This is a genomic window from Robertmurraya sp. DFI.2.37 (genome assembly GCF_029211245.1).
Lineage (GTDB): Bacteria > Bacillota > Bacilli > Bacillales > Cytobacillaceae > Robertmurraya > Robertmurraya methanolica_A.
In genome coordinates, this window is sequence record NZ_JARGEJ010000642.1 from 1 (window position 1) to 301 (window position 301).

General features: G+C 37.5%; 1 pseudogene. It reads right to left on the reverse strand.

Going from position 1 to position 301, the window contains the following annotated elements:
- A pseudogene (locus PZE06_RS28045) lies at positions 1-301 on the reverse strand (ATP-dependent DNA helicase DinG); the annotation flags it as partial.

The following is a 301-nucleotide window of genomic DNA, read 5'->3' on the forward strand; positions in this document are numbered from 1 at the left end:
GTACTACTTCCTGCCGTGATTCCTTGCCCCATTATAATATAGTCTTCCAGCAACCCGCTCTCCTTCATCAGATTATACGTTGTTCTTAACATTTCATAGGAAGTGAAGAGAATAAGCATTCTTCCTTTTGTTGCTTCAGCAATGGATATAATGTGTTCCGTAATGGCTGCAACATATTCATCAATTGATACCGTATTAATTTCCGGTAAGTCATTTGGAATAACCAATTGAACCTGCTTGTCATAAGGAAAAGGGGATTCAATTTGTTGTATATAACAGTCAAACTTGTCTAGTCCCAGTT